The sequence below is a fragment of the Janthinobacterium sp. PSPC1-1 genome (assembly GCF_049897625.1).
Classification (GTDB): domain Bacteria; phylum Pseudomonadota; class Gammaproteobacteria; order Burkholderiales; family Burkholderiaceae_D; genus Janthinobacterium; species Janthinobacterium tructae.
This window is the reverse complement of sequence record NZ_JAFCWP010000005.1, coordinates 22,225-47,464: the sequence shown is the minus strand read 5'-3', so window position 1 is coordinate 47,464 and position 25,240 is coordinate 22,225. Positions and strand designations below refer to the sequence as shown.

Here is a 25,240-nt window from a genome sequence, read left to right as displayed (position 1 = left end):
CCATGGCTGCCGATAACCATGCTGCGCGCGCGCGCGGCTTTACCCTGATCGAACTGCTGGTGGTGCTGGGCATCGTGGCGCTGCTGCTGACCCTGGCCGTGCCGCGCTATTTTCCCAGCCTGGACAAGGCCAAGGAAACCGTGCTGGCGGACAACTTGCGCAATCTGCGCATCACCATCGACCAGTACCACGGCGATACGGGCCGCTATCCTGATACCCTGGAGCAACTGGTGGACAAGAAATACCTGCGCGCCATGCCCATCGACCCGATCACGGAGAGCGAATCGACATGGCTGATCGTAGCGCCGCCTGACGAAACGCCGGGCCAGGTGTATGACGTCAAGAGCGGCGCGCCTGGCAAGGATCGCAACGGCACGCCGTTTGCCGACTGGTAGCTGCGATGCATGCTCGTGCGCACCGCCAGCGCGGCTTCACTTACCTTGGGCTGATCATCCTGGTGGCCATCCTGGGCTTGGTGGGCGCGGCCGGCCTGAAGATGGGTTCCCTGCTGCAGCGCCAGGCGGCCGAGCAGGAGCTGCTCGACATCGGCGCGCAGTTTTCCGATGCCCTGCGCAGTTATGCCGCCGCCACGCCCCCGGGGCAACCGCAGCAGCCGCCGACGCTTTCCGCCTTGCTGCGCGACCCCCGCGTGCCGCAGCTGCGCCGCCATCTGCGCAAGCTGTATGTCGACCCCATCACGGGGCGTGCCGAGTGGGGCTTGCTGTACCAGCCCGGCAGTAATGGCATCATCGGCGTGCATAGCCTGTCGCCGGCCGCAGCGTTGAAAGTAGGGAACTTCGAGGCCCGGTTTGCCGGCTTCGACGGCAAGGCGCGGCTGTCGGAATGGCATTTCATGGTCGACGCACAAGCGCTCCAGCCGGCGGCGCAGGCTGGGGAAGCCGGCCTGGAAAATGAATCGGCCGCACGATCGCCAGGCGGTGCTGCCGCACTGCCACCATCGTTATTTCCCCAACCTATTTCTGCGCAGCAAGAAGACGCGCCGCCAGAAACGCCCCAGCTTCAGGCTCCGGCCGAGCTGCCAGGCGACGCAGCCGCAGTGCCAGTGCCCCGATAGCGGGTGGCTGGCAGCGGGACGACGCGTGCGGAATTATTTACCTATGGAAAGTGCTCGATACAGGCAAATAGTTCAGTCCGTAAATGGTTATCACCGATGAAACTTAGATAAAATATTTATAAGTAATTAGATGTATTTATGCTACCATTCTGTTCAGTACTTTCAGTACTAAAACTATTGGTGGCCTGCGCATCGCAGCCATAAATTAATTTTTAAGGGATAAACTATGAAATTGAAATTTATCGCTGCCGGCATTCTGGCTGCGGCGTCGTTCAGTGCTTCTGCAGGCGATCAAGTCATCAATGTTAGTGCTGATGGCGGCGCGCATGCCTTCAACGCCGTCGTTGGCAATGGCATCCTGTCCGGCGGCCTGGATGAAATCTTCCTCAACGGCTTGGGTGCTGGCAAGTACAACATCGGCTTGTCGATTACCGGCCAGAACCTTTCGTTTAATGCGCTGAAATCGAACTTGAACGGCAAGCTGGGTGAATCATTATCGATTGGCAGCCTGCGTTTCTTTGGCGTGGAATACACCGGTGTCGGTCCGTTCAAACTGCAACTGTACGGTAACGCCTTGGCTGGCGGCAATTACACGGGGACGTACAGCGTCAGCGCCGTGCCTGAGCCAGCAACCTATGGCATGCTGCTGGGCGGCCTGGGCCTGTTGGGCTTCATGGCGCGTCGCCGTGCCGCAAAAAAGGCAGTCTGATCACGCTGTCTTGTCGTATCGCCAAACCCGCCCGCATATTCGGCGGGTTTTTTTTGGCTATGTCACCGTCAGATGTGGGAATGCTCCCACCGTTGCTTTCAATAACGTTTCTGGTGAGCGGATGCGCCCGGCGTCGAGTATCCAGCGCCATCCCAGGTAATTCGGCAGGTAACGCGTCGCCACGCCGTGAAACGGCCTCAGCCAGTCCCGCAGGCGGCGATGATATGCATTGACGTTCTGCACATGGGCGGCGCCCCGCGCGCGGATGCCGGCGCGCAAGTTGACGGCCTGATGGCTGATACCCGCCTCCTTGGCGAAGGCCCGGTAGGCGGCATGGCCATCGGTCACCAGCAAAACATCCTTGTCGATGGCGGGCAATAAACAATGGTGTAACTGCGCCTTCGTCAACGCCCCTTTGCCCGTGACAAAATCGAGGGTCTGCCCGGTGCGGTCGCGCGCCACCAGGATGCAGACCTGCTCATTGGAAATGCCGCGTTGGCGGGCATGGCCGCCCCGGTGGCGGGCCGGACGCGTCATCTGCCTCGCCCCCTTTTCCGATTCCAGAAGATATAACTCGTCGGCCTCGGCGATGCCGTGCAGGCCATGCGGCCGGTCCGTCTTGGCGATCGTTAAAAAACGGTGGCGCCAGCGAAAGGTGGTGTTGCGGTGCAGTCCTAGCTGCTGAGCGGCCTGGCGCACTGAGGCGGAGTCGAGCAGACAATCGGCATACTCGATCCATAGCGCCTTGTGACGCAGGCGGGCCAGCGGCGTGCCCGTCAAGGCATTAAAGGTACGCCCGCACGGCACGCAGCGGTAGCGTTGCAAGCCGTGTGCATGGCCATGCCGGTGCAGGTGAGGCGAGTGGCAGGCGGGACACGCCAATCGCGGCTGCGCCACACTTTCCAGCAGCGTGACGGTCGTGTCATGTGGGGCGTTGCCACGCAGCAGGGCCATTCCAGCCTGCCGCTGGCGTCGGTTCAACTGCGCAAACTGGGCGATAAAGCTGATCCATTCGGCTGGCCGCATGATCTGCTCCTTGTCAGGTGAGTATGCAGAGTCAGACAGCACTGTCAAAGGAAGATTCCAGCATTTACCCTACTTACCGATGACAGAGCCTTTTTTTTCGCCCCGCCACATTGCACGGGGAGTCCTGCCGATGGCAAGGCACAGGCAGCGGGGCCTGCGCCGCGTGTCAGGCGCTGCGCTTGAAGTCGCGGAAGCGGAAGCCAACTAAAAACAAGGTGGCAAAGTACGCCACGCCACACAGGCTTACCAGCAGGGCCAGCGCGCCCGCCCGCAGCAGCGGATGGGCTTGCATGGCGATCCAGTCGATGCGCATGGCGCCAGCATACGCCACGCCGCCCATCACGATGAGTGCCGGCAACAGGCGCAGGAAGAACTTGGCCCAGCCCGGTTTCGGCTGGTAGATGCCGCGCTTGCGCAAGCCCCAGTAGAGAAAAGAGGCGTTCAGGCAGGCGCCCAGACCGATCGACAGGGCCAGGCCGGCCACGGCGATGTAGGGCACGAACAGCAGATTCATCAACTGCGTGGCGATCAGCACGCCGATGGCGATTTTCACGGGCGTGCGGATGTCCTGGCGCGCGTAGAACGCGGGCGCCAGGGTTTTCACGAGGATGATGCCGATCAGGCCCAGGCTGTAGGCCACCAGCGGCTGCGTCGACATGGTCACCGATTCGGCCGTGAACTTGCCGTAGTGAAATAATGTCGCGATCAGCGGCGTGGCCAGAGTGGCCATGCCGACGGCGGCGGGCAGGGCCAGCAGGAAAGTCAGGCGCAAGCCCCAGTCCAGCAGGGCCGAGTATTCCGTCTTGTCGCCATCCACGTTTGCCTTTGACAGGCTGGGCAGCAAGATGGTGCCCAGGGCCACGCCCAGCATGGCGGTCGGGAACTCCATCAGGCGGTCCGCATACGACAGCCAGGAAATGCTGCCCTCCGTCAGTCGCGAGGCGATGCTGGTGTTGATCATCAGGCTGATCTGGGCTGCTGAGACGGCGAACACGGCCGGTCCCATTTTTTTCAGCACGCGGCGCACGCCGCCGTCGGACAGGCCGATGGCGGGATTGAGCGACAGGCGCGGCAGCATGCCGATCTTGATCAGCGCGGGTATCTGGATGGCCACTTGCAGCAAGCCGCCGGCGAACACGGCAATGGCCATGGCGTAGATCGGCTGTTTCAGGTGCGGCGCGAGGAACAGCGAGGCGGCGATGAATGATAAGTTGAGCAGCACCGGCGTGAAGGCGGGAATCTTGAATTCGCGCCAGGTATTCAGAATGCCGCCGGCCAGGGCCACGAAGGACATGCAAGTAATATAAGGGAACATCAGCCGCGTCATCCACACGGCCGCGTCAAAAGCGCCCGCGTCCTTGGTCAGGCCCGTGGCGATGGCATACACGAACCACGGCGCACCGACGATGCCGAGGAGGGAAACGAGCAGGGTGGCCCAGACCAGGGTGGTGGCCACATGGTCGGCCAGTTGCTTGCTGGCTTCCTGTCCATGCTGGTTCTTGTATTCAGACAAGATCGGCACGAAGGCTTGCGAGAACGCACCCTCGGCAAACAAGCGGCGCAACAGGTTGGGGATGCGGAAGGCAACGATGAAGGCGTCCGTGTAGGCGCCGGCGCCAAAGGCGCGCGCGAACAGGCTTTCGCGCAATAATCCGGTTACACGGGACAGCATGGTCATGCTGGAGATGGCGGCGAGGGTTTTAAGCAAGTTCATGGGGGCAGATTATAGCCGGGCGCGCTACCGTTAAACGCTTAAAATATGGTAACAATTGCTGCCGATTCGCTGTCGATTCGCCCTTGCCAGGCCCATTTTCAGGTGTTTTTGGTGTCACACACGGTTTTTTGATTTGCCCCCGCTTGAAAATATCGCTATAATCGAAGGCTGTACAGAATTCTGTTACGCAGACACTAATGTTTGACAGGCACTGGTTTGGCACACATGGTTCGGCAGACGCACAGAACGCACCGGTTGGCAAACACTAATGTTTGCAAACGCACTTTGACCCTGTTTTAGGAAATTCCATGGCAAATACCGCACAAGCGCGCAAACGCGCTCGTCAAGCAGTTAAGCAAAACGCACACAATTCGTCCCAACGTTCGACCTTGCGCACGGCTATCAAAGCTGCTCGCAAAGCGATCCAGGGCGGCGACAAGGCAGCAGCTGCTGCAATCTTCCAAGCATCCGTGTCGACCATCGACCGTATCGCTGACAAGAAGATCATCCACAAAAACAAGGCAGCTCGCCATAAGAGCCGTCTGGCAGCTGCCTTGAAAGCACTGTCCGCTTAATATTCGCCAGCAGGCAAGCCACCATGGTGGCCTTGCCTGTGCCGGTACGCTGGCACTGGTTGAAAAGCAAAAACCCGCAGATTCGTTCTGGCGGGTTTTTTCGCGTTTTTCGCGTTTTCTTGCGGCCGCGGCCGCCACTATCTAGCGCGCCGCCGGCAGGTTGCCGATGCTCATGCCTGGCTTGATGTTTTTTTGCTTGAACCAGCCCAGGTTCATTTCCAGCGCATAGCGCACGGGCACGGTTTTGGTCGAACAATGGCTGTCGAGCGTGTGCGCTTGCATGTCTTCGATGTTGACGATCTTGCCGCTGGCGTCGATAAAGGCCACGGACAGGGGTAGCGGCGTGTTCTTCATCCACATGCATTGCGTGGACGGGTTGCCAAAGACGAACAGCATGCCTGCATTCGCCGGCATCTTTTCACGGTACATCAAGCCTTGTTCGCGTTGCGCTTCCGTGGCGGCCACTTCCGCCTGGATCAAATGCATGCCGGCCGAGAGCTGCAAGCTCTTGCCTTGCGGTGTTTGCGCTTGCGCAATGCTGGCGCACGCCAGCAGGGCGATGGACAGGCTGAGACGGCGAGGGGAAGTTTTCATGGCGCGGGGCGGTAGCTGCGAAGCGGCGATTAAGCCATGCTGGCGGCTGCCTGGTCAAGCATGCTGCCTGGCCGCGCCGAAAGCGTGGGGCTACAGCAACAGGGCTGCTGCCGTAACCCCGGGGGCTATACTTATTTCACGGGCTTGCCTGCTTCAGCGGCCGGCTGCTTCGTCTTGTGCGGCTGCGGAATCATGCGTGCTGCATCGGTTGCGGCCGAGGCCTTGCTTGAGGCACCGGAACGCGCCGCGTCCGTCGCAGCGGACGCGTTGACGGAAGCCGCTGCCGGCGGCACCGGCTTGGCGGCGTCGGTGGCGGCCGAGGCATGGCTGGCTGCCGATGCGGGTGGCGGCTTGACGGCATCGGTCGCTGCGGAAGCGTGTACCTTGGCGCCCGATTGCGCCAGCGCGGCGCCGGCAAGCAGGGAAGCGGCCAGCATCAGTATTACTTTTGTCATCATCTTTCCTTTTCCGTCATGTTAAGGTCAGATGATTTTAATGCATTATCTAAAAATAAATAATGCTTATTGGAAAAATTTTAGTGCTGAAGCCGTTTTTTCTTGTCCTGCTCACGCCTTGCCAATGTTCTCCGCCGGCACTTCACACCATTCGCCGGGCAGCAGAGGGTGGCTGGCCAGCGAGAACGGGCCGATGGCGCTGCGCACCAGGCGCAGGGTGGGCAGGCCGACGGCAGCCGTCATGCGCCGCACTTGCCGATTTTTTCCTTCTTTCAACGTGATCGCCAGCCACGAGGTCGGCTTGTCGGCGCGCGCGCGGATGGGTGGGTTGCGCGGCCACAGCCAGTCCGGCTCGGCGATGCGCACGGCCTTGCACGGCTTGGTGATGAAGTCGCCCAGGTCCAGTGGCGCCTGCAGGCGCGCCAGGCTGGCCGCATCGGGCACGCCGTCGACCTGCACCAAATAGGTTTTTGCTTCCTTGCGGTCGGGGTGGCTGATCTCGTGCTGCAGGCGGCCGTCGTCCGTCAGCAGCAGCAAGCCTTCGCTGTCGGCGTCGAGCCGGCCGGCCGGATAGATGCCGGGAATGGTCAAATGGTCGGCCAGCGTGGCGCGGCCGTCCTGCGGCGAAAACTGGCACAAGACCTGGAATGGTTTATTGAAGAGGATGAGTGGCATGCTGGTCGGGGAATGGATGTAAGCGATGGTGGCTGCTGGTCGGCGCCGCAAAAGCGTGGCGCCCTGTAAGATAGTGGTGCATAATGTGAAACACAGTCTTATGTCTTATAGAAGACATGAGCGGTATGGCAACGAGGTTCTTTGGCGCTGCAGATGGCCCGGTGGTTCTTTCCCTGCTAAAGTGCGTTGTTGCCACCATGTTCGGACTTGTTTTTGTAAACTCTGCAACCGCAGAGCGCGTCGCCGGCGTGTGTTGCCCGCCAGCGGTGTGTCCCACTTCGGAGATCACGATGTATCAACATATCACTGTACCTGCTGACGGCCAAAAAATCACCGTCAACGCCGATTTTTCGCTGAATGTACCAGATAATCCCATCGTTCCCTTCATTGAAGGCGATGGCACGGGCATCGATATCAGCCCGGTCATGATCAAGGTGATCGACGCTGCCGTGGCCAAGGCCTATGGCGGCGCGCGCAAGATCAGCTGGATGGAAATCTACGCGGGCGAAAAATCGACGAATGTGTACGGTCCCGATGTGTGGCTGCCGGAAGAAACCCTGGCCGTACTGAAAGATTACGTCGTCTCCATCAAGGGGCCGCTGACCACGCCCGTCGGTGGCGGCATCCGCTCGCTGAACGTAGCCCTGCGCCAGCAGCTCGATCTGTATGTCTGCCTGCGTCCCGTGCGCTACTTCACGGGCGTGCCGTCGCCCGTGAAAGAGCCGGAAAAGACGGACATGGTGATTTTCCGCGAAAATTCGGAAGACATCTACGCGGGTATCGAATACCAGCAAGGCTCGCCCGAAGCCAAGAAATTGATGGATTTCCTGATCAATGAAATGGGTGTGACGAAGATCCGCTTCCCGGCCACGTCCGGCCTGGGTATCAAGCCCGTCTCCATCGAAGGCACGCAGCGCCTGGTGCGCAAGGCCATCCAGTATGCGATCGACAATGACAAGCCATCCGTGACGATCGTGCACAAAGGCAACATCATGAAGTACACGGAAGGCGGCTTCCGCGACTGGGCATATGCTCTGGCGCAAACGGAATTCGGCGCCGAGCTGATCGATGGCGGTCCATGGTGCAAGTTCAAGAATCCGAAGACGGGCCGCGACATCATCGTCAAGGATTCCATTGCTGACGCGTTCCTGCAACAAATCCTGCTGCGTCCGGCCGAATACAGCGTCATCGCCACCTTGAATTTGAACGGCGATTACATTTCCGACGCGCTGGCGGCGCAAGTGGGCGGCATCGGCATCGCGCCCGGCGCCAACCTGTCCGACTCCGTGGCCATGTTTGAAGCGACGCATGGCACGGCGCCCAAGTATGCAGGCAAGGATTACGTGAACCCCGGTTCGCTGATCTTGTCGGCGGAAATGATGCTGCGCCACATGGGCTGGCTGGAAGCGGCCGACCTGATTATTTCTTCAATGCAAAAATCGATCGCCTCGAAGCGCGTCACCTACGATTTCGCCCGCCTGATGGAAGGCGCGACGCAAGTGTCGTGTTCCGGTTTCGGTCAGGTGATGATCGAGCACATGTAACACGCGGGGCAGGGCAGGGTGCCGCGCACCCTGCGGACGAAAAAAAACCCCGTTTGACAACGGGGTTTTTCACATCTGAGGGCCGGCGATGCTTAGGCTGCTTGGATGTTGGAAGCTTGCTTGCCTTTAGGGCCTTGCGTGACTTCGAATTGAACTTTTTGACCTTCTTTGAGGGTCTTGAAACCGTTCATGTTGATTGCGGAGAAATGAGCAAACAAATCTTCGCCGCCATCATCTGGAGTGATGAAGCCAAAACCTTTGGAATCATTGAACCACTTAACTGTACCTGTTGCCATAAAAAGAACTTTCAAAATTAAAACAAATCACACGAGCCATAAAAGCAAGAAGCTTCTTGCCCCCTCCTCGACGTCTCACTTCTTATCAAGCTGTACATTACTGCAACAGTCGATACAGCATTGTTGGCGGAATAAATAATGAAGTCAAGCGCTTTTCCATCGATATTGCCAAATTCTTCACTGCAACCAAAAAAGCCACTCTTGATTTTGACAGCAAGGTCGCCATCTGCGCACTATTAAGAAAACGCGTAAGATTGAAAACAATTGGAAAGGCGTAGATATTGCGCATGACAACCACTGTGAAAGCATTAGAATAAGCGTATGGCAACCAAGCACGACACAGAAACCCTGCTGGAGCGGCAAGTGCTGAAGCCGCCACCGCTCTATCAGGTGGCCTTGCTCAATGACGACTACACCCCGATGGAATTTGTGGTGGCCATCATTGAGGAGTATTTCAACAAGGACCGTGAAACGGCGACGCAAATCATGCTCAGTGTTCATCGCTACGGCAAAGGAGTGTGCGGCGTGTTCTCTAAAGATATAGCGTGTACCAAAGTGGAGTTCGTTTTAACGCATGCGCGCAAGGCGGGGCACCCCCTGCAGTGCGTGATGGAGGAAGTATGATTGCGCAGGAATTAGAAGTTAGTTTGCACATGGCGTTTGTCGAAGCTCGGCAGGCACGGCATGAATTCATCACGGTTGAGCATTTACTGCTGGCACTGCTGGACAATCCCTCCGCTGCCGAGGTGTTGCGTGCCTGCGCGGTCAATATTGAGGACCTGCGCAAGACCCTCACCAATTTCATCGGCGATAACACGCCGACCGTGCCTGGCACGGGCGAAGTCGACACCCAGCCGACGCTTGGTTTCCAGCGCGTGATCCAGCGCGCCATCATGCATGTCCAGTCCGCCTCGAATGGCAAGAAGGAAGTCACGGGCGCCAATGTGCTGGTGGCCATCTTCGGCGAAAAGGATTCGCATGCGGTCTACTACCTGCACCAGCAGGGCGTGACGCGCCTGGATGTGGTCAATTTCATATCGCACGGCGTGCGCAAGGACCAGTCGACGGAAAGCGCGAAAGCCTCCGAAGGCGTGGAAGACGCGCCCGTCGAGGGCCAGCCGAAGGAAAGCCCGCTCGACCAGTTCACGCAAAACCTGAACAAGGCCGCTGCCGAAGGCAAGATCGACCCGCTGATCGGCCGCGAGGAAGAAGTCGACCGCGTGATCCAGATCCTGTGCCGCCGCCGCAAGAACAATCCGCTGCTCGTCGGCGAGGCGGGCGTGGGCAAGACGGCCATCGCCGAAGGCCTTGCTTACCGCATCACGCAAAGCGATGTGCCGGAAATCCTGCAAAATGCCGTCGTGTACTCGCTGGACATGGGCGCCTTGCTGGCCGGGACCAAATACCGCGGTGACTTCGAACAGCGCCTGAAAGCCGTGCTGAAACAGCTGAAGGACAATCCGAACGGCATCCTGTTCATCGACGAGATCCACACCATCATCGGTGCGGGCTCGGCCTCGGGCGGCACCTTGGATGCGTCGAACCTGCTGAAACCGGCACTGGCGAATGGCCAGCTGAAATGCATCGGCGCCACCACGTACACGGAATTCCGCGGCGTGTTTGAGAAAGATCATGCTTTGAGCCGCCGTTTCCAGAAAGTGGACGTCAACGAGCCGACCGTCGAGCAAACCATCCAGATTCTGCGCGGCCTCAAGTCGCGCTTCGAAGAACATCACGGCGTGAAATACTCGGCCTCGGCCCTGACGACGGCGGCCGAACTGGCGGCACGCTTCATCAACGACCGCCATCTGCCCGACAAGGCGATCGATGTCATCGATGAAGCGGGCGCGGCGCAGCGCATCTTGCCGAAGTCGAAGCAAAAGAAAACCATCGGCAAGGCCGAGATCGAGGACATCATCGCCAAGATCGCGCGCATTCCGCCGCAAACGGTCAACCAGGACGACCGCAGCAAGCTGCAGACGATCGACCGCGACTTGCGCAATGTCGTGTTCGGGCAAGATCCTGCCATCGACGCGCTGGCGTCGGCCATCAAGATGGCCCGTGCCGGCCTGGGCAAGACGGACAAGCCGATCGGCTCCTTCCTGTTCTCCGGTCCTACGGGTGTCGGCAAGACCGAGGTGGCCAAGCAACTGGCCTTCATCCTCGGCATCGAGCTGATCCGTTTCGACATGTCGGAATACATGGAGCGCCACGCGGTCAGCCGTTTGATCGGTGCACCACCGGGCTACGTTGGTTTCGACCAGGGCGGCTTGCTGACGGAAGCGATCACCAAGAAGCCGCATGCGGTCTTGCTGCTCGACGAAATTGAAAAAGCCCATCCGGACATTTTCAATATCCTGCTGCAGGTGATGGACCACGGCACCTTGACGGACAACAATGGCCGCAAAGCCGATTTCCGCAACGTGATCATCATCATGACCACCAATGCGGGCGCGGAAAGCTTGCAGAAAGCTTCGATCGGTTTCACCAATTCCAAGCAGGCAGGCGACGAGATGGCCGACATCAAGCGCATGTTCACGCCGGAATTCCGCAACCGCATCGACGCGACCATCAGCTTCCGCGCGCTGGACCAGGAAATCATCCTGCGCGTGGTCGACAAGTTCCTGATGCAGCTGGAAGAGCAGTTGCACGAGAAAAAGGTCGAAGCCGTGTTTACCGAGAAGCTGCGTGCTTTCCTCGGCAAGAAAGGCTTCGATCCGCTGATGGGCGCGCGGCCGATGGCACGTCTGATCCAGGACCTGATCCGCAAGGCCTTGGCCGACGAGCTGCTGTTCGGCCGTCTGGTCACGGGCGGACGGGTCACCGTCGACCTCGACGACAAGGACCAGGTCTTGCTGGAATTCCCGGAACCGCCAGACGCGGCGCCGACGGCTGCACCGGAAACGGTGGAAGTAGAATAAGAACACCGAACCAAACCTACTGCGCGTCGCGATTTGCGGCCTCCGATGCTCACTGCCTCGGCGGCCCCGTGCTTAGCATAGCTCCGCTTCTCGGCCGCAACTCGCTGCCGCTCGCTACGGTTTTGTTCAGCGTTCAGAGCGTTTCTGCTCTTGTCGAAAAACCCGCCCACGCAAGTGGTGCGGGTTTTTTTACGTTTTTGTGGGCAATAAAGAAGGTTTTCTTTGGTCGCAGTTATGCCAGAATTGCTGTCCGGTATCGACATGATGTCCATGCCGTCTTATCGCCCTGACCGCTATCTGGATGCTCACATGAAAATTTCCCGCAATCTTACCTTGCTCCTGTTGTCCGCCGGCTTGCTGGGCAACGCTGCCGCCGCTCCTGCCGGCAGCTATTTCCGTTTTCCCGCCGTACGCGGCGACACCGTCGTCTTCACGGCCGAAGGCGATTTGTGGAAAAGCAGTGTGCGCGGCGGCGCGGCGCAGCGTCTGACCACGCATCCCGGCTATGAAACGAACGCGGCGATTTCGAGCGACGGCCTGTGGCTGGCCTTTTCCGCCGCCTACGAAGGGGCACAGGAGGCATATGTGATGCCGCTGGCGGGCGGCTTGCCGCGCCGCATTTCCTTTGATAATGGCGGTGTGCTGGTGCTGGGCTGGACGGCGCAGGGCGAAGTGCTGGTCAGCACGCAAAATACGGACGGTCCCGCTTCGCGCCGCATCGTCGCCGCCATCGACCCCGTGAAACAGACGCGGCGCGTGTTTCCCGTGGCTGACGCCAACGACGCCGTGCTCGACGACGCGGGCAAGACGTTGTTCTTCACGCGTTTCGGCCTGGCCATGACCAACGACAATGTGCGCAACTACCGGGGCGGTGCGCATGCCACCCTGTGGCGCTACGACCTGGACGGCAAGGGCGAGGCCGTGCGCATGCATACGCAGCCTGCCGTGTTGGCGGGCAACAACAAGCGCCCCATGTGGTGGCAAGGCCGCGTGGTGTACATCAGCGACGAAGGCGGCAGCGACAATCTGTGGAGCATGCTGCCAGACGGCTCCGACCGCCGCGCGTTGACCAGCTACACGCAGTGGGACGTGCGCAACGCCGCGCTGGGCGACGGCAAGGTGGTCTACCAGCTGGGTGCGGATTTGCACGTGCTGGACCTGAACGCGCCCGGCGCCAGCGAGTCGCAGGCGCTGGCCATCAGCCTCGTGTCCGACTTCGACCAGCAGCGCACGCGCCAGATCCGCTCGCCGCTCGATACCTTGAGCAATGTGCAGGTGTCGGGCAAGGATGAGCGCATCATCCTCACTGCAAGGGGCCGTGTCAGCATCGCCGGCACGGGCAGCCTGCGCCGCGTCGACATCGCCATTCCCGAAGGGGCGCGGGCGCGCGATGCCGTCTTTTCCAGCGACGAGAAATCCGTGTTCGCCATCGTCGACACGAGCGGCGAGAACGAAATCTGGAAGTACGCCGCCGATGGTTCGGGCAAGGGCGAGCAGCTGACGACGCAGGGCGATAACCACCGCTGGAAACTGTACCCGTCGCCGGATGGGCGCTGGCTGGCGCACACGGATAAAAAGGGCCGTTTCTGGCTGCTGGACCTGGCGACCCGTGGCAACCAGCTGATCGACGACGCGGGCAAGGCGGGCGTGGACAAGCACGACGAAGTGCAATGGTCGCCCGACAGCCGCAACCTGGCCATCGTGCGCGTGGCCAGCAACGAGCAGCGCGAGCAGATCGGCTTGTACAACCTTGCCTCGAAGCAGCTGCAATTCGTCACCAGCGACCGCTATACGTCCGGTTCGCCCTTGTTTTCGCCCGACGGCCGCTGGCTGTATTTCATGTCGGCGCGCAATTTTCAGCTGGCCAACGGGTCGCCGTGGGGCGACCGCAACATGGGCCCCGTGTTTGACAAGCGCATCGGCGTGTATGCGCTGGCGCTGCAGCCGGGCAACCGTTTTCCGTTCCAGCCTGACGATGAGCTGAGCCGTCCCGGAGTGAAACCGGCCGAGACGGACGATGAAAAGGCGGCCGAACTGGCGGCGGAAAAGGCCCTGGAGAAGGCCGGCAGCAAGACGGCCGTGAAGAAAATGCCAGCGGCCCTGCCGGACGTCGTCTTCAAGGGACTGGCCGAGCGCCTGTATGAAGTACCGCTGGCGGCGGGCAATTACAGTGCGCTGGCCATGGATGACAAGCGCCTGTATTTCCTCGAGCGCGACAGCGGCGAGAACAAGTCCAGCCTGAAAACGCTCGCCATCGGCAATACCGGCTCCAAGCCGGAACTGCTGGTGGCCAATGTGCGCGAATTCGACCTGGCGACGGATAAGAAACATCTGTACTACAGGACAGCAGCGGCTACTGGGCCGGGCGAGATGCTGGTGATCGAGGCAGGCGCCAAGCTGCCAGCCGACCTGACGAAGGCCAAGGTCAAGGTCGACGACTGGACGTTTGTGTCGAATCCGCGTCTGGAATGGAAGCAGATGTTCAACGACGCCTGGCGCTTGCACCGCGACTTCCTGTATGACGCGAAGATGCGCGGCGTGAACTGGAAGGCGGCGCGCGACAAATATGCGCCGCTGGTCGAGCGGGTCACGGACCGGGCCGAACTCAATGATTTACTCGGCATGATGGTGGCCGAAGTGGGCGCCCTGCATTCGCAGATCCGTCCCGGCGAATTGCGCCGCACGGAGCAGGAAGGCACGCCGGCCGGCCTGGGCGCCGTGCTGGCGCGCACTGGCGACGGCTACCTGGTCGAGCATGTCTACCGCAGCGAAGCGGAATTGCCCTCGGCGCGCGCACCGCTGTCGCGCCCTGAAGTGGATGTGAAGGCGGGCGACGTGATCACGGCCGTCAACGGCAAGGACGTGCTGGCCGCGCGCGATATCAGCGACCTGCTGCTGAACCAGGCCGACAAGCAGGTGCTGCTGCAGGTCCAACGAGGTAAAGGCGCGCCGCGCGCCGTCATCGTCACGCCCGTCAACATGGCGAAACAGACGGCGCTGCGCTATGGCGACTGGGAATTGAGCCGCGCCGAACAGGTGGCGGCCGCCTCGCAGGGGCGCATCGGCTACCTGCATCTGCGCGCCATGGGCGCGAACGACATCGCCTCGTTCGCGCGCGACTTTTACGCCAACATCAACCGCGAAGGCCTGATCATCGACGTGCGGCGCAATAACGGCGGCAATATCGACAGCTGGATCATCGAAAAACTGCTGCGCAAGGCCTGGGCTTACTGGGCGCCGCCGGGCGTGCAGCCATCGTCGAACATGCAGAACACCTTCCGCGGCCACCTGGTGGTGCTGGTCGATGAACTCACGTATTCGGATGGCGAGACCTTCGCCGCCGGCATCAAGGCCCTGGGCCTGGCACCGCTGGTGGGCAAGCGCACGGCCGGCGCCGGCGTCTGGCTCAGCGACAATACGCGCCTGGCCGACAATGGCATGGCGCGCGTGGCGGAAAACGGCCAGTTCGGCATCGATGGCCAGTGGCTGATCGAAGGCGTCGGCGTGGTACCGGACGTCGAGGTGGAAAATCCGCCGCACGCCACTTTCAATGGCGCCGACCGCCAGCTGGAAGTGGCGCTCGACATGCTGGCGAAAAAGCTCAAAGAGCAGCCGCGCCCCGCTTTCCAGGCGCAGCCGATCCCCGCGCTGAAGTAGTCGCGTTACAGGCCGCAGACGGCCTTGAACTGTTGCGCGCGGCGGCGTGATACTTCCACCACGCTGCCGTCCAGCAGGTGCAGGTCGAGGCCATCGGCCGCATTTGCCGTGAGTTGCGCCACCTGCGCCAGGTTGACGATCTGGCGCCGGTTGGCGCGCAAGAACAGGGATGGATCGAGCTTGTCTTCCAGCTGGTTCAGGGTGCGCAGCATCAGCGGATGCTGTGCACCGAAATGCACGCGCGTGTAGTTGCCTTCCGATTCCAGCAGGCGGATATCGTCAAACGCGACAAACCAGCAGCGCTCCCCATCCTTGATGAAGACCTTGCGCGGCGCGGGTGGCGGCACGGCTTGCGCCCGTGCGCCGGCACGCGCCAGGGCCGTGGCCAGGCGTGCCGCCTGCACAGGTTTTTGCAGGTAGTCGAGGGCGCTCACTTCAAACGCCTGCAGCGCGTACTGGTCGAAGGCCGTGCAAAAGATAACGTCGGGCGCATCATCCAGCGCGGCCAGCAGGTCGAAACCGGAGCCGCCCGGCATCTGCACGTCAAGCAGCAGCAGGTCCGGACGCAGTTTGCCGATCTGCGCGATGGCGTCGGCCGCGCTGGCCGCCTCGCCGACAATCTCCACGGCGCCCCGCTGCACATGCGACGCCAGCAGGCGCCGCAACTCGGCGCGCGCCAGGCGCTCGTCATCGACCAGCATTACCTTGAGCGGCTGACCGTTCATGCCAGCTCCGGCAAATGGATGGTGGCGTATACCCAGCCCGCCTGCTGGCGCAGTTCCAGGCTGGCGTGCTCGCCGCAAGCCAGCTGCAGTCGCTGGCGTGCATTGCGCAGGCCGACGCAGGTGGAGTTGCCTGGTTCGTGCAAGGCGCCCGTGTTGGCGACATCGATCCGCAGCATGGCGGCGCCGTTGGCAGGGTTGGCGCGCCGTGCCGTGATGCGGATGTCGGCGCCATCGGCGCTTGTCTCCACACCATATTTGACGGCGTTTTCCACCAGCGTTTGCAGGGCCATGGGCGGCACGCGCACGTGATCGATGCCAGGGGTGATGTCGAAGCTGACGCGCAGGCGCTCCTCGAAGCGTATTTGCTCGATCGCCAGGTAGGCGCGCACGGCGTCCAGTTCGGCCGCCAGCGGCACCGTCGCATGCTGGCTGGACTGCAGCGCGTGGCGCATCAGGTTGGCCAGCTGATCGATCATCTGCGCGGCCGCCTCGCGGTCTTCGAAGATCAGCGCGCGCACGCTATTGAGGCTGTTGAAGAAAAAATGCGGATTGACTTGCGCCTGCAGCGCGCGCAGTTCCGCTTCCCGCCCATGCAACTGCAGGCGCAGGGTTTCCGCTTCCAGGTGGGCGGCGCGGCGCAGCGACAGCGCGGTGAAGTAAAACACCGTCCAGGTCAGGAAGACGCCGAACCAGAACAGCAGCGCGCCGGGCAGCCATGCCAGGCCGCGCAGGACGTCGGGCGGATACATGACGTGGAAGGCGGCCGTCACGCTGGCCGTCTGGATGGCGGCCAGCAAGGCCAGCGAGGGCAAGATGCGTTTCCAGCGCAAGCCGTTCGCCGTCCAGCCGCGCCGGCGCAAAACGCCATGCCACAGGTGCGACAGCAACAGCCCGCCCAGCGAGCCCCAGCAGGAAATCGTCACGACGATGCGCAGCTGCGAGGAGCCGCCATACACGCTGTTGAACAGGGTGAGTGCGCCCCAGCCGGCCAGCTGGAAGGTCCAGTACCAGTTGATCCTGGCCAGCAGCGGCGGCCGGTGCAAGGGTGCGTTCACTGCCTAGTCCAGGAACTGTTCGATGCGCGCATGCATCCAGTCCGGCTGGTCGTACATGATGAAATGGCGCGCCGTGTCGGCCAGCGCGATTTTTACGCCCGGCAGCTGTGCATACTGCTGCTGGAAGGTCGCTTCGATGGCGGCGCGCGGCGCATAATCCTTGTAGGCGATCCAGGTGCCCAGTACCAGCGTGGGCGACTGCACTTTCGCCACGTCCTGGCGCAGGTCGCTGGCCATCAGCGTGCCCATGGCGCGGATGACCGTTTCGCGGTCCGAGCGCTGGCCCCAGCCGATGATGCGCTCCACGTCGGCCGGCGCCGTCGCCATGCCGGCGACGGCGCGGCGCTGGCTGGCGCTGGAGCTGGCTGCATCCTGCGCCCGCATGGCCGATTGCATCTGGCTTGACATGGCTTGCAGCTGTTCCGGCGTTATGGAGGGCATTTGCACCGCGCCCAGCGCCGGCAGCGAGTCGACGATCAGCAGCTTGCCCGTTTGGGCCGGATGGTCGATGGCCATTTTCAGGGCCAGGAAGCCGCCCAGGCTATGCCCGATGATGGCTGGCCGGCCCAGTTTCTGGGTGCTGATGTAGTCGGCCAGTTGCTGCTCCGCCTGCGCCAGCAGGTCGCCTTCGATGGGCACCACGCCGGCAAAGCCGGCCAGGGTCAGCACATGGCAGGCGCGTCCTGTTTTCGGTCCGCACAGGCGTGCCACCGTGCCTTGCCAGACTTCGCCCGAGGACGCCAGGCCGGGAATCAGGATCAGGGGGCGGCCCTGGCCCGTGACGTCGACCGTGAATGCCGCGGGCGCTGCGGCCCAGCTGGTGCTCGCCAGCAGTACGGTACTGAGCAAGATCAATGTTTGCAATGTTCGTTTCATGGGGTATTCCTCCTTGACGACCATGCTAGCGGCGCAGGCGCCCCGCAGCCAGTGCAGCGGGATGAACGGCGCCAGCGCAGGATGAGCGGTTCAGACCCATTCATCCTGATCCTGGCAGTGCTCGGGAAGGTAGGTCAGGTACTGCACCATGCGCGGCGTCGGGCCGCGGTTGGGCGTGGCGCAATGGGGCAGGGCCTGGTGCCAGATGATGAAATCACCGGCCATGCCATCGACGGCAACGGGTCGCAAGTCGCTGACGGCCCAGTCGCGCGGCGGGCAGTCAGGCGGCACACCTGCCAGCCACTGTTCCACGCGGTGCTGGAAGCCGGGTACGCAATGGAAGGCGCCATGCTGTGGCGGGCAGTCGCTCAGGTAGAGCATGCCTTGCAGCTTGAAGGGAATCGGCAGGCGCAAGCTGATATCCCAGTGCAGCGGGCTGCCCATGAAACGGTAGTTCTCGTTTTCCGGCGGATTGAAGCTCACCTTGTCGATGGAGGGGTAGATCGGCTGCGGGCCATACAGTTGTTGGTAGGCGTGGCGGATGTGCGCGCAGTGCCGGTTCGCCTGCAGGGCCGGATGGTCGGAAAACTGCAGCATCAGGCCGCTTTTTCCCGGATGCGGCAGATACCAGGATGCGGGTTGCCCAGGACTGGCGCCAAGAAAGTCCCAGATGGCGGCCCGGGCGGCCGCGCATTGTTCGCGCGGCACGGCGCCGCGCAGCAGCAGGTAGCCGTGCTCATTGAAGTGGCGCACGTCGGCGGCCGACAGCACATCTTCATGCGCGATAGGCGCCGCTTGCGGGCGCGTGCGCGCCGTCACCCAACTGGTGAACGCGTCCAGGGACGGTTGCTCCTGAAACAGGAATTGCAAGGCATCGTCCAGGCAGATGCCGCGCGCATACAGCGCCTTGGTTTCGCCGTTGCCCTTGGACGGCGCAGCGGCGCCGGATGTGCCGCTGCGCCTGGTGCAGCGGGCCCATAAGTCGTGCAAGAAAAGCCAGTCGTCCATAGTTCGTGTCGGTGGCGGCGTCAGCCAGCGCGCAGCCGGCGCCACAGCGTCGTGCGGCTGATGCCCAGGTAGTGGGCCGCAGCATCGCGGCGGCCGCCGAAGCGCGCCAGTACTTCGCTGGCGCTTTCAGACGGGACAGGTGGCGGCGCCGGCAGCAGCGCCGCCGTGCTGGCGCCGTTGGCCAGTTCCGGCGCCACGCCCAGCACGAAGGCGGGGGTCAGCGCCTGCAGCGGTTCGGCGGCCAGGAACAGCGCCAGGCGCTCGGCCAGGTTGCGCAGTTCGCGCACGTTGCCGGGCCAGTCGTAGCGGCGCAGCAGCGGTGCGCAAGCCTGTATTTCCGCGTGCAGGTTGGGGTGCGGCCGCGCGCCCAGCGCGGCCAGCGCGTTTTTCAGCGACCATTCGGTCAGGCCCGGAATATCGCTGGCGCGTTCGCGCAAGGCGGGCAAATGCAGGCGCAGCACGGCCAGGCGGTAGAACAGGTCGGCGCGGAAGCGGCCTTCGCGGATGCGCTGTTCCAGGTCGCAGTGGGTGGCGCTGATGATGCGCACATGGATGGCGATGGGCCGCGTGCCGCCCACGCGCACCACTTCGCGCTCTTCCAGCACGCGCAGCAATCGCGTTTGCAGGGCCAGCGGCATTTCGCCGATTTCGTCGAGGAACAGGGTGCCGTGGTTGGCCGCTTCGAACAGGCCCGCATGGCCGCCCCGGCGCGCCCCCGTAAAGGCCCCGTCCTCGTGGCCGAACAGTTCCGATTCCAGCAAGGACTCGGCGATGGCGCCGCAATTGATGGCGATGAAGGGCCGGTTCGCACCCAGGCTGCGCGGGCTTTCGCGGTGGATCGCCTGCGCCACCAGCTCCTTGCCGCTGCCCGTCTCGCCCTGGATCAGCACCGTCGCCGGCGAGCGCGCATACAGCACTACTGACTGGCGCAGGGTTTCCATCGCTTCCGATTCGCCGCGCAAATCGTGCAGGCCGTGCCGCGCGCGCTGGGTGTCGGCCACCACCGCGCGCCGTCCCCGGTTCGATTCGATCTGGGTCAGGCGCGCCAGTTCCAGCGCGTCGTCGAAGGCGCGCCGGATGGCCGTGGCCGAATACACGAAGACGGCGGCCAGTCCCGCCTCTTCGGCCAGGTCGGTGACGAGGCCCGCGCCGACGACGGCTTTTACTCCCGCCGCCTTCAGTTCGTTGATCTGCGCACGCGCATCTTCCTCGGTGGCATAGGTGCGCTGGGCAATCTGGAAGCCGAAGGTGGCGGCAAATTCGGCCAGTTCCGGCATCGGGTCCTGGTAGGTGACCACGCCGATGTCCGGCGAGATGCGCCGCGCGCGCGCCAGTGCCTGCATCACGTCGTAGCCGCTGGCCTTGGCGATGATGACGGGTACCGACAGCCGGCCTTTCAGGTAGGCGCCGTTCGAGCCGGCGGCGATGACGGCGTCGCAGCGCTCCGTGGCCATGCGTTCGCGGATGTGGCGCACGGCGTCGTCGAAGCCCAGGTTGATCGGTTCAATCGTTGCCAGGTCGTCGTATTCGAGCGTGATGTCGCGGAACAGGTCGAACAGGCGCGAGACGGAGACGGTCCAGATGACGGGTTTGTCGCGGTGGTCGAGCGGAGGTTGGGGAGGGCGGCGCATGCTTTATTCTAAACGATTTGTTTCATTTTATTGCCATGCAACGGCGGTGCAACGGGCGTGTTGCAAGTGGTCTGTGGTGTTTCAGATATTGCTAATAAGGAATATGAAAAAACCCCGGGAAACTGGTTTATGATCTAACAGCACTATGATGCCTGACGAATATATTGCTCAGGTGCATTCCGACCGCTAACAACCGACCCATGGTGTCCATGAACCGCGTACCGACCAGTCCCGATTTCATCGCCGATGCCTTGCAGCTGATCGCCTTGCCCGCCTGCGCCTGCGATGCCTGCGGCATGGTGGTCGCGGTGAATGGCGCCTTGAGCGCCTTGCTGGGCAGGAATGTGTCGGGCCGCCTGCTGGCCGACTGTTTTACGGATGCCTACCGCGCGTCGAGCAGCAGCATGCTGCGTGGCGCGCTGGGGGCGGCCGGGCGCGAGCGGCACTGGGACAGCAGCCTGGAGGGAATCGATGCGGCCATCGCCGTGCAGGTATGGGCCAAGCCGCTGCCGGTGGGCGATGGCTTGCCGGGCGCGACCCTGGTGTTTGCCGACATCAGCGTGCAGCAGCGCGACCAGCAAGCCTTGCGCAAGACCTTGCTGGAACAGCAGGCCATCCTGGAAAGCGCGGCCGTCGGCATCGTGTTTTCCAGGGGCGGCTTCATCGAGGAGTGCAATATCCGTGCTGCCGAGATGCTCGGCTATGCGCGCCACCAGTTGACGGGCATGCCGGGCGCGGTGCTGTACCGCTCCGCCGAGCATTGCCGCATCCTGGGGCTGGAAGCGGCGCCGCTGCTGTCCAAGGGCAAGCCGTACCGCACCGAACTGGAATTGCGGCGCCAGGATGGCACGCTGTTCTGGAGCCGGCTGCACGGGCGCGCCGTCGATCCCTTGAATACCCATGACGGCACGGTCTGGATCATCGAAGATATCAGCGACCACCGACGCGATGAAGACCAGCTGCGCCGCGCCATGCTGGAAATGCAGGCGGTGATGGACAACGCGCCGCTGGCCATCGGTTTTCAGCGCGACAAGGGCGTACTGCGCTACAACCGCCGCTTCGCCGAATGCTTCGGCTTTGATGGCGACAGCGGCGTGGGCCTGGCTGTCGCCGACCTGTACCCGTCGCGCGCGGCCTACGAGAACGTGGTGCGGCAAGCGTCGCCCCTGCTGCGGCGCGGCCAGCCGTTCCAGGGCGAGATGGAGATGCGCCGCCGCGACGGCTCCACATTCTGGGCGCTGGCGTATGGCTACGTGCTGAACCCGGAGAGCCAGACCGACCGCGGCTTGCGCGACACGATCTGGCTGTTCGACGACCGCAGCGCGCAGAAGGCGGCCGAGGAGGCCACGCGCCAGCTGATGCTGGAGCAGCAGGCCATCCTCGACAATGCGTCCGTCGGCATCCTGTTTTCGCGTTCGCGCCTGGTCTTGCGCTGCAATCCCCGCTTCGCCGAAATGTTCGGCTACGCGCAGGAGGAGATGACGGGCCTGCCCGCCGCCGAGCTGTTTCCCTCGCCCGCCGCCTACGCAGCGTTTGGCGTGCAAGCCACGCCACTGCTGGGGCAGGGCTTGCCGTACGAACAGGATGAAGTGCTGTTCCGCCGCCGCGATGGCAGCCTGTTCTGGTGCCGCATCCGCGCCAAGGCCGTCGACCAGGAGCATAGCGAGCAGGGCACCATCTGGATACTCGAAGACGTCACGGACAGCCGCCAGGCGCAGATGGAAGTGGCGGCCATCATGACGAATGCCTCGGTGAGTATCCTGTATACCAAGAACCGCCAGATCACGCGCTACAACCTGGGCTTTGCCGCGATGTTCGGCTACAGCGGCGACGAGGCGCTGGGCCTGCCCGGGCGCGCGCTGTACGTATCGCAGCAGTCCTACGAGTTGCTGGGCGCGGCGGCCTTCCCTTTCCTGTCGGTGGCCAAGCCGTTCCAGACGGAAGTGGAAATGATGCGCCGCGACGGCACGACTTTGTGGGCGCAGCTGATCGCTTATGTGGTCAATCCGGACGATCCCGCCGCCGGCACCATCTGGATCATCGAGGACCGCACGGAAGCGAAGCGCGCCGAAGAATCTTTGCGCAATGCGCTGCTGGAAAACCAGGCCATCCTCGACAGCGCCGTGCTGGGCATCTCGGTGGTAGAGGGCGGCTACAATTTGCGTGCCAACAGCAAGATGGAAGAGCTGTTCGGCTATGGACCCGGCGAGATCAACGGCCTGTCGGTGCAGGCCCTGTATCCGGACGTGGCCGCGTGGAAGACGGCACGCGGCGAGACGGCGCGCGACTTCGAGGCCGGCAGGGTGCACATGTCGGAATACCAGCTGGTGCGCAAGGATGGCAGCCGCTTCTGGGCGCGCCTGTCCGGCCGGCCGTTCGACCTGGCGCATGCGCATGGCCGTTCCGTGTGGCTGGTCGACGACGTGACGGCGCGCCGCGAGGCGGCCGAGGCGGTGCGCCGCGCGCGCGACGAACTGGAACTGCGCGTGCACGAACGCACGGCTGAACTGGCCGGCGCCAATCTGCTGCTGCAGGGCGAGATCGCCGAACGGCGCCAGGCCGAGGCGCGCGTGCATCACATGGCCTACCACGACAACCTGACGGGCTTGCCGAACCGCGCGTTGCTGTCGGACCGCCTGGAACGGGCCATGCTGGCCTCGCAGCGCTCCGGGCGCAAGCTGGCAGTGATGTTCATCGACCTGGACCGCTTCAAGACCATCAACGATTCGCTCGGCCACATGACGGGCGACGTGCTGCTCAAGGAAGTGGCTGCCCGGCTGTGCCGCGCGGTGCGCGCCAGCGACACGGTGGCGCGCCTGGGCGGCGATGAATTCGTCGTGCTGGTGCCGGGCATCCGCGACACCGACGAAGCGTCGCGCGTGGCCGAGAAGGTCATCGAGGCGCTGACGCCCGCCTTTCCGCTCGATGGCCATGTGCTGCACGTCACGCCGTCGATCGGCATCTGCGTGTATCCGGACGATGGCGGCGATGTCGACGCCCTGATGCGCCATGCCGATGCGGCCATGTACCACGCCAAGGGCAATGGCCGCAATAATTACCAGTTCTTCACGCAGACGATGAACCAGGCGGCGGCCCTGCACTTCGACCTGGAAAGCAGCTTGCGCACGGCGCTGGCGCTGCAGCAGTTCGAACTGTTTTACCAGCCCATCATCGATATCGCCACGCGCCGCCTGCATGGCATGGAAGTGCTGCTGCGCTGGCGCCGTCCCGGCCATGGCCTGGTGCTGCCTGACCGCTTCATTCCCATCATGGAGGAAAACGGCTTGATCGTGCCGGTGGGCGAATGGGTCATGCGCCAGGCGTGCGAGCAAAGCATGGCCTGGCAGCGCCAGGGCTTGCAGCCCGTGCCCCTGGCGGTGAATTTGTCGCCGCGCCAGTTCATGCACAAGGGTTTGGTGGCGGCCATCGGCGCCGTGCTGCGGGAAACGGGCATCGATCCGGCGCTGCTGGAATTCGAGATCACCGAGACGGCGCTGATGCAGCACGGCGAGCATACGCTGGAGATTTTGCGGCAGATCAATGGCATGGGCCTGCGCCTGTCGATCGACGATTTCGGAACCGGCTATTCCAGCCTGGCCTACCTGAAGCGCTTCCCCGTGAAAAAGGTCAAGATCGACCGTGCCTTCATCAAGGACCTGGAACACAGCGCGGAAGACCGCGCCATCGTGGCGGCCATCATCGCGCTGGCCGACAGCCTGCAATTGTCGACCGTGGCCGAGGGCGTGGAGACGGAAGAACAGTTCGCCCTGCTGCAGGAGAAAGGCTGCCGCTATGCGCAGGGTTATCTGTTTTCCGCGCCCGTGCCGGCTGCAAATGCGCAATCGCTGCTGGAACGGTTGCCTGCTTAGTCGATGGTGGCAACGACAGGCGCATGGTCGGACGGCTGTTCCCATTTGCGGGGCACGCGGTCGATCACGCAGGCCGTGCAGCGGGCACTCAGGGCTGGCGAGAGCAGGATATGGTCGATGCGCAGGCCCTTGTTCAGGCGGAAGCCCAGCTGGCGGTAATCCCACCAGCTGAACGATTTTTCCGCCTGCTCGAACAGGCGGAAGGCGTCCGTCAGGCCGATGTCGAACAGGCGCTGCAGGGCGGCGCGTTCCTTGTCCGAAACCAGCACCTGGCCTGCCCAGGCGACGGGGTCGTGCACGTCGCGGTCGTCGGGGGCGATATTGTAGTCGCCCACGACGGCCAGCTGCGGGTGCTGCAGCGCTTCTTCGGCCAGCCAGTCGTGCAGGGCGGACAGCCAGCCCAGCTTGTACTCGTATTTGTCCGAGTCGATGCTCTGGCCGTTCGGCACGTAGGCGCAGACGACGCGCACGCCACCGATGGTGGCGGCCAGGATGCGCTGCTGCGCATCTTCATAGCGCGGATTGTTCTTCACCACGTCGGTGATCGGCAGCTTCGACAGGATGGCCACGCCGTTGTAGGTTTTCTGGCCGCTGAAGACCACCTGGTAACCGGCCGCCTCGATCTCGGCGACGGGGAACTTGTCATCCGTGAGTTTGGTCTCTTGCAAGCAGAGTATATCGACCGGGTTGTCTGTCAGCCACTGCAGCACTTGCGGCAGGCGCACTTTGAGTGAGTTGACGTTCCAGGTGGCGAGTTTCATGGGAAAAATCCTTGCTTGAATAGGTATCGATAAGCGCGAATCTTACCGCATGCGTGTCGCCGGCGTGCTGCTTG

Annotated in this window: 21 protein-coding genes; 9 read left to right on the top strand and 12 right to left on the bottom strand. The window is 62.7% G+C overall.

Translation table 11 applies throughout. The annotated features are described in order from the left end of the window. Window positions 1-2: 2 nt before the first annotated feature. From ACP7EG_RS16845 to ACP7EG_RS16835, 3 genes are all read left to right on the top strand, one after another. Complete coding sequence (locus ACP7EG_RS16845) at window positions 3-395, top strand: type II secretion system protein (RefSeq protein WP_071078876.1); 393 nt, start codon at window positions 3-5, stop codon at window positions 393-395. A gap of 5 nt (window positions 396-400) precedes the next feature. After that, window positions 401-1,075, top strand: coding sequence for a type II secretion system protein (locus ACP7EG_RS16840; RefSeq protein WP_426088542.1), 675 nt, complete (start codon window positions 401-403; stop codon window positions 1,073-1,075). A gap of 226 nt (window positions 1,076-1,301) precedes the next feature. Then, window positions 1,302-1,784: an FxDxF family PEP-CTERM protein gene (locus ACP7EG_RS16835; protein ID WP_426088541.1), complete on the top strand. Its 483-nt coding sequence runs from the start codon at window positions 1,302-1,304 to the stop codon at window positions 1,782-1,784. Between the two features lie 57 nt (window positions 1,785-1,841). Here ACP7EG_RS16835 and ACP7EG_RS16830 read toward each other — a convergent pair whose 3' ends face one another. Both ACP7EG_RS16830 and murJ read right to left on the bottom strand, forming a co-directional pair. Beyond that, window positions 1,842-2,810: an IS1595 family transposase gene (locus ACP7EG_RS16830; RefSeq protein WP_426088540.1), complete on the bottom strand. Its 969-nt coding sequence runs from the start codon at window positions 2,808-2,810 to the stop codon at window positions 1,842-1,844. 166 nt (window positions 2,811-2,976) lie between these two features. Continuing rightward, the gene (gene murJ / locus ACP7EG_RS16825; protein ID WP_426088539.1) at window positions 2,977-4,524 is read right to left on the bottom strand and encodes a murein biosynthesis integral membrane protein MurJ; all 1,548 of its coding nucleotides are present in this window, start codon (window positions 4,522-4,524) and stop codon (window positions 2,977-2,979) included. 308 nt (window positions 4,525-4,832) lie between these two features. Here murJ and rpsT point away from each other — a divergent pair, with 308 nt between their 5' ends. Beyond that, window positions 4,833-5,099, top strand: coding sequence for a 30S ribosomal protein S20 (rpsT, locus tag ACP7EG_RS16820; RefSeq protein WP_010395935.1), 267 nt, complete (start codon window positions 4,833-4,835; stop codon window positions 5,097-5,099). A gap of 141 nt (window positions 5,100-5,240) precedes the next feature. Here rpsT and ACP7EG_RS16815 read toward each other — a convergent pair whose 3' ends face one another. From ACP7EG_RS16815 to ACP7EG_RS16805, 3 genes are all read right to left on the bottom strand, one after another. Next, window positions 5,241-5,693: a DUF192 domain-containing protein gene (locus ACP7EG_RS16815; RefSeq protein ID WP_426088538.1), complete on the bottom strand. Its 453-nt coding sequence runs from the start codon at window positions 5,691-5,693 to the stop codon at window positions 5,241-5,243. 131 nt (window positions 5,694-5,824) lie between these two features. Continuing rightward, window positions 5,825-6,148, bottom strand: coding sequence for a hypothetical protein (locus ACP7EG_RS16810; RefSeq protein WP_426088537.1), 324 nt, complete (start codon window positions 6,146-6,148; stop codon window positions 5,825-5,827). Between the two features lie 111 nt (window positions 6,149-6,259). Next, window positions 6,260-6,823 carry a pseudouridine synthase gene (locus ACP7EG_RS16805; RefSeq protein ID WP_096234386.1) on the bottom strand — a complete coding sequence of 188 codons (564 nt, stop codon included), beginning with the start codon at window positions 6,821-6,823 and terminating at the stop codon, window positions 6,260-6,262. A gap of 290 nt (window positions 6,824-7,113) precedes the next feature. Here ACP7EG_RS16805 and icd point away from each other — a divergent pair, with 290 nt between their 5' ends. Continuing rightward, window positions 7,114-8,367, top strand: a complete 1,254-nt coding sequence (gene icd, locus ACP7EG_RS16800; protein ID WP_071078869.1) for an NADP-dependent isocitrate dehydrogenase — start codon at window positions 7,114-7,116, stop codon at window positions 8,365-8,367. A gap of 92 nt (window positions 8,368-8,459) precedes the next feature. On the opposite strand, the gene cspE is transcribed toward icd, so the two are convergent. After that, window positions 8,460-8,663 carry a transcription antiterminator/RNA stability regulator CspE gene (cspE, locus tag ACP7EG_RS16795; protein ID WP_010395943.1) on the bottom strand — a complete coding sequence of 68 codons (204 nt, stop codon included), beginning with the start codon at window positions 8,661-8,663 and terminating at the stop codon, window positions 8,460-8,462. A gap of 321 nt (window positions 8,664-8,984) precedes the next feature. Here cspE and clpS point away from each other — a divergent pair, with 321 nt between their 5' ends. The 3 genes from clpS to ACP7EG_RS16780 all read left to right on the top strand — a co-directional run bounded on the left by clpS (window position 8,985) and on the right by ACP7EG_RS16780 (window position 15,241). Beyond that, window positions 8,985-9,287: an ATP-dependent Clp protease adapter ClpS gene (clpS, locus tag ACP7EG_RS16790; RefSeq protein ID WP_096234388.1), complete on the top strand. Its 303-nt coding sequence runs from the start codon at window positions 8,985-8,987 to the stop codon at window positions 9,285-9,287. Further along, the gene (clpA, locus tag ACP7EG_RS16785; protein WP_071078867.1) at window positions 9,284-11,584 is read left to right on the top strand and encodes an ATP-dependent Clp protease ATP-binding subunit ClpA; all 2,301 of its coding nucleotides are present in this window, start codon (window positions 9,284-9,286) and stop codon (window positions 11,582-11,584) included. Before clpS ends, clpA begins: the two co-directional genes overlap by 4 nt. 309 nt (window positions 11,585-11,893) lie before the next feature. Continuing rightward, window positions 11,894-15,241, top strand: coding sequence for a S41 family peptidase (locus ACP7EG_RS16780; RefSeq protein ID WP_426088536.1), 3,348 nt, complete (start codon window positions 11,894-11,896; stop codon window positions 15,239-15,241). Window positions 15,242-15,246: 5 nt separating this feature from the next. Here the strand turns inward: ACP7EG_RS16780 and ACP7EG_RS16775 are convergent, their stop codons facing one another. From ACP7EG_RS16775 to prpR, 5 genes are all read right to left on the bottom strand, one after another. Then, window positions 15,247-15,966 (bottom strand): LytR/AlgR family response regulator transcription factor, encoded by a 720-nt coding sequence (locus tag ACP7EG_RS16775; protein WP_426088535.1) that lies wholly within the window; start codon window positions 15,964-15,966, stop codon window positions 15,247-15,249. Next, window positions 15,963-17,021: a sensor histidine kinase gene (locus ACP7EG_RS16770; protein WP_426088534.1), complete on the bottom strand. Its 1,059-nt coding sequence runs from the start codon at window positions 17,019-17,021 to the stop codon at window positions 15,963-15,965. Before ACP7EG_RS16770 ends, ACP7EG_RS16775 begins: the two co-directional genes overlap by 4 nt. Before the next feature lie 3 nt (window positions 17,022-17,024). Then, window positions 17,025-17,897, bottom strand: coding sequence for an alpha/beta fold hydrolase (locus tag ACP7EG_RS16765; protein WP_426088533.1), 873 nt, complete (start codon window positions 17,895-17,897; stop codon window positions 17,025-17,027). 90 nt (window positions 17,898-17,987) lie between these two features. Then, on the bottom strand, window positions 17,988-18,887 hold the full coding sequence (locus ACP7EG_RS16760; protein ID WP_426088532.1) for a phytanoyl-CoA dioxygenase family protein: 900 nt from the start codon (window positions 18,885-18,887) through the stop codon (window positions 17,988-17,990). 38 nt (window positions 18,888-18,925) lie between these two features. Then, window positions 18,926-20,536, bottom strand: coding sequence for a propionate catabolism operon regulatory protein PrpR (prpR, locus tag ACP7EG_RS16755; RefSeq protein WP_426088531.1), 1,611 nt, complete (start codon window positions 20,534-20,536; stop codon window positions 18,926-18,928). Window positions 20,537-20,745: 209 nt separating this feature from the next. On the opposite strand from prpR, the gene ACP7EG_RS16750 reads away from it, so the two are divergent. Then, window positions 20,746-24,405: a sensor domain-containing protein gene (locus ACP7EG_RS16750; RefSeq protein WP_426088530.1), complete on the top strand. Its 3,660-nt coding sequence runs from the start codon at window positions 20,746-20,748 to the stop codon at window positions 24,403-24,405. Here ACP7EG_RS16750 and xth read toward each other — a convergent pair. Then, window positions 24,402-25,166, bottom strand: coding sequence for an exodeoxyribonuclease III (gene xth, locus ACP7EG_RS16745; RefSeq protein WP_071078861.1), 765 nt, complete (start codon window positions 25,164-25,166; stop codon window positions 24,402-24,404). The two genes, ACP7EG_RS16750 and xth, sit on opposite strands and share 4 nt — an antisense overlap. Between the last annotated feature and the right edge of the window lie 74 nt (window positions 25,167-25,240).

Coding starts and splice junctions, on each gene's coding strand:
- clpA (WP_071078867.1), top strand. CDS start 9,284: ATGATTGCGCAGGAATTAGAAGTTAGTTTGCACATGGCGTTTGTCGAA.
- ACP7EG_RS16765 (WP_426088533.1), bottom strand. CDS start 17,897: ATGAAACGAACATTGCAAACATTGATCTTGCTCAGTACCGTACTGCTG.
- cspE (WP_010395943.1), bottom strand. CDS start 8,663: ATGGCAACAGGTACAGTTAAGTGGTTCAATGATTCCAAAGGTTTTGGC.
- ACP7EG_RS16815 (WP_426088538.1), bottom strand. CDS start 5,693: ATGAAAACTTCCCCTCGCCGTCTCAGCCTGTCCATCGCCCTGCTGGCG.
- murJ (WP_426088539.1), bottom strand. CDS start 4,524: ATGAACTTGCTTAAAACCCTCGCCGCCATCTCCAGCATGACCATGCTG.
- ACP7EG_RS16830 (WP_426088540.1), bottom strand. CDS start 2,810: ATGCGGCCAGCCGAATGGATCAGCTTTATCGCCCAGTTTGCGCAGTTG.
- ACP7EG_RS16840 (WP_426088542.1), top strand. CDS start 401: ATGCATGCTCGTGCGCACCGCCAGCGCGGCTTCACTTACCTTGGGCTG.
- icd (WP_071078869.1), top strand. CDS start 7,114: ATGTATCAACATATCACTGTACCTGCTGACGGCCAAAAAATCACCGTC.
- rpsT (WP_010395935.1), top strand. CDS start 4,833: ATGGCAAATACCGCACAAGCGCGCAAACGCGCTCGTCAAGCAGTTAAG.
- ACP7EG_RS16805 (WP_096234386.1), bottom strand. CDS start 6,823: ATGCCACTCATCCTCTTCAATAAACCATTCCAGGTCTTGTGCCAGTTT.
- xth (WP_071078861.1), bottom strand. CDS start 25,166: ATGAAACTCGCCACCTGGAACGTCAACTCACTCAAAGTGCGCCTGCCG.
- ACP7EG_RS16835 (WP_426088541.1), top strand. CDS start 1,302: ATGAAATTGAAATTTATCGCTGCCGGCATTCTGGCTGCGGCGTCGTTC.
- ACP7EG_RS16845 (WP_071078876.1), top strand. CDS start 3: ATGGCTGCCGATAACCATGCTGCGCGCGCGCGCGGCTTTACCCTGATC.
- ACP7EG_RS16750 (WP_426088530.1), top strand. CDS start 20,746: ATGAACCGCGTACCGACCAGTCCCGATTTCATCGCCGATGCCTTGCAG.
- ACP7EG_RS16780 (WP_426088536.1), top strand. CDS start 11,894: ATGAAAATTTCCCGCAATCTTACCTTGCTCCTGTTGTCCGCCGGCTTG.
- ACP7EG_RS16810 (WP_426088537.1), bottom strand. CDS start 6,148: ATGACAAAAGTAATACTGATGCTGGCCGCTTCCCTGCTTGCCGGCGCC.
- prpR (WP_426088531.1), bottom strand. CDS start 20,536: ATGCGCCGCCCTCCCCAACCTCCGCTCGACCACCGCGACAAACCCGTC.
- ACP7EG_RS16775 (WP_426088535.1), bottom strand. CDS start 15,966: ATGAACGGTCAGCCGCTCAAGGTAATGCTGGTCGATGACGAGCGCCTG.
- clpS (WP_096234388.1), top strand. CDS start 8,985: ATGGCAACCAAGCACGACACAGAAACCCTGCTGGAGCGGCAAGTGCTG.